The 2,904-nt window shown below is 66.8% G+C and carries 2 protein-coding genes; both read right to left on the bottom strand.

Annotated features, from left to right (window positions below; all coding sequences use genetic code 11):
* Positions 1-19 precede the first annotated feature (19 nt).
* Positions 20-1,225, bottom strand: a complete 1,206-nt coding sequence (locus OU415_RS38045) for an IS110 family RNA-guided transposase (RefSeq protein WP_270954657.1) — start codon at positions 1,223-1,225, stop codon at positions 20-22.
* Positions 1,226-1,468: 243 nt separating this feature from the next.
* Positions 1,469-2,674 (bottom strand): IS110 family RNA-guided transposase, encoded by a 1,206-nt coding sequence (locus tag OU415_RS38050; protein WP_270954657.1) that lies wholly within the window; start codon positions 2,672-2,674, stop codon positions 1,469-1,471.
* Positions 2,675-2,904 lie beyond the last annotated feature (230 nt).

A 2,904-nucleotide genomic window follows, 5' to 3' on the forward strand; every position in this document is an offset into this window, starting at 1 on the left:
GGGTGTTCCTATGGTTTTGTCAAGCGGCTGCTGGGGGCGCCGTGGGTCGGGTTGGCTGGTAGTGGGTCTTGTTTTTGAGCATGGCGAACAGGACGTCGCAGCGTCGTCGGGCCAGGCAGATCAGGGCCGCGTTGTGCTTCTTTCCCTCGGCGCGTTTGCGGTCGTAGTAGGCCCTGCTGGTGGGGTCGGCCAGGGAGGCGAAAGCGGCGAGGAAGAACGCGCGTTTGAGCTTGCGGTTGCCGGTGCGGGCGGGGTGTTCGCCGCGGATGCTGCTGCCGGATCGGTGGGTGACCGGTGCGATGCCGGCATAGGCGGCCAGGTGCGCCGAGCTGGCGAAAGCCGAAGCATCGCCGATCTCCAGCAGGATGCGGGCGGCGGTCCTGACTCCGATGCCGGGCATGGAGGTCAGGACCTCGGCAAGAGGGTGCGCATCAAGGATCCCCTCAACCTCGCTGGCGAGTGTTTTGCGTTGCTCCAGAACGGTTTTCAGGCTCTCGGCCAGCCTGGGCAGCACCATGTCGGCCGCAGCGGCGCCGGGAACGACCACGGTCTGCTCGGCCAGCGCCGCTTGCAGCTCGTCGACGAGGCGTTCGCCCATGCGGGGTGCGTGCTTGGTCGCGATCGAGGTCAGTTTGCGGCGGCTGGTGTTGGCCAGGCCGATCGGGCCGCCGCAACGGGTCAGGAGTTCCAGCACTGCACTGTGGGTGATCTTGGGGCCGAGGGTGCGTTCGAGGGCGGGATGGATGCCGGTGAGCAGGCCTCGGATGCGGTTGCTGATCCGGGTGGCCTCGGCGGCCAGGTCGTCATCGAAGCCGATCAGCACGCCGAGTTCGGCCAACGTGTCGTCACCGACGTCGACCTGCCGCAATGTGTGCGGCAGGGTGCGGGCTGCATCAGCGATCACATAGGCGTCGCGGGCGTCGGTTTTGGCATTTCCCGGATAGAGATCGGCGATGCGGCGCATGGCCAGGCCAGGCAGGTAAGCGACCTGGTGCCCGCAGGCGCGGGCAACCGCGACCGGCAGAGCGCCGATCGTGGCCGGTTGATCCACGATGACCAGCAGCGGCCCGTGTGCGGCGAGTGTGTCGAACAGGGCTCGCAGCTTCGGTTCGCTGTTGGGCAACGGCCCGTCGTGCAGACGTTTCCCGGCCGGGTCCAGGCCCACGGCATGGTGTTCGCCTTTGCCGACGTCGAGACCGAGGAACACGCCGTATGTGCTGGTCATCGACCATGTCCTTCACGTCGAGGTTGCTGGTCACCAGTCAGGCACCGACGGCCGGCAGCCACGTTACGACGAGACCTACCCTGTGGGCGGCCGAGTCCCTATCAGCGGTCCACCGATGCCACCAGGCCTGGTGACACCACCCCCCGGATCATCCGTTCGACTGGGGGACAAAGTCATGCCAGGCCTGGCGACCAGGGCTCTTGATCAGAGCCACGAAAACGGTAACGTGTTCCTATGGTTTTGTCAAGCGGCTGCTGGGGGCGCCGTGGGTCGGGTTGGCTGGTAGTGGGTCTTGTTTTTGAGCATGGCGAACAGGACGTCGCAGCGTCGTCGGGCCAGGCAGATCAGGGCCGCGTTGTGCTTCTTTCCCTCGGCGCGTTTGCGGTCGTAGTAGGCCCTGCTGGTGGGGTCGGCCAGGGAGGCGAAAGCGGCGAGGAAGAACGCGCGTTTGAGCTTGCGGTTGCCGGTGCGGGCGGGGTGTTCGCCGCGGATGCTGCTGCCGGATCGGTGGGTGACCGGTGCGATGCCGGCATAGGCGGCCAGGTGCGCCGAGCTGGCGAAAGCCGAAGCATCGCCGATCTCCAGCAGGATGCGGGCGGCGGTCCTGACTCCGATGCCGGGCATGGAGGTCAGGACCTCGGCAAGAGGGTGCGCATCAAGGATCCCCTCAACCTCGCTGGCGAGTGTTTTGCGTTGCTCCAGAACGGTTTTCAGGCTCTCGGCCAGCCTGGGCAGCACCATGTCGGCCGCAGCGGCGCCGGGAACGACCACGGTCTGCTCGGCCAGCGCCGCTTGCAGCTCGTCGACGAGGCGTTCGCCCATGCGGGGTGCGTGCTTGGTCGCGATCGAGGTCAGTTTGCGGCGGCTGGTGTTGGCCAGGCCGATCGGGCCGCCGCAACGGGTCAGGAGTTCCAGCACTGCACTGTGGGTGATCTTGGGGCCGAGGGTGCGTTCGAGGGCGGGATGGATGCCGGTGAGCAGGCCTCGGATGCGGTTGCTGATCCGGGTGGCCTCGGCGGCCAGGTCGTCATCGAAGCCGATCAGCACGCCGAGTTCGGCCAACGTGTCGTCACCGACGTCGACCTGCCGCAATGTGTGCGGCAGGGTGCGGGCTGCATCAGCGATCACATAGGCGTCGCGGGCGTCGGTTTTGGCATTTCCCGGATAGAGATCGGCGATGCGGCGCATGGCCAGGCCAGGCAGGTAAGCGACCTGGTGCCCGCAGGCGCGGGCAACCGCGACCGGCAGAGCGCCGATCGTGGCCGGTTGATCCACGATGACCAGCAGCGGCCCGTGTGCGGCGAGTGTGTCGAACAGGGCTCGCAGCTTCGGTTCGCTGTTGGGCAACGGCCCGTCGTGCAGACGTTTCCCGGCCGGGTCCAGGCCCACGGCATGGTGTTCGCCTTTGCCGACGTCGAGACCGAGGAACACGCCGTATGTGCTGGTCATCGACCATGTCCTTCACGTCGAGGTTGCTGGTCACCAGTCAGGCACCGACGGCCGGCAGCCACGTTACGACGAGACCTACCCTGTGGGCGGCCGAGTCCCTATCAGCGGTCCACCGATGCCACCAGGCCTGGTGACACCACCCCCCGGATCATCCGTTCGACTGGGGGACAAAGTCATGCCAGGCCTGGCGACCAGGGCTCTTGATCAGAGCCACGAAAACGGTAACGGGG

The organism is Saccharopolyspora oryzae, assembly GCF_027853915.1.
GTDB classification, from domain to species: domain Bacteria; phylum Actinomycetota; class Actinomycetes; order Mycobacteriales; family Pseudonocardiaceae; genus Saccharopolyspora; species Saccharopolyspora oryzae.

Excerpts from the sequence above, each read along its gene's own strand:
- OU415_RS38045 (WP_270954657.1), bottom strand. The coding sequence starts at position 1,225 with ATGACCAGCACATACGGCGTGTTCCTCGGTCTCGACGTCGGCAAAGGC.
- OU415_RS38050 (WP_270954657.1), bottom strand. The coding sequence starts at position 2,674 with ATGACCAGCACATACGGCGTGTTCCTCGGTCTCGACGTCGGCAAAGGC.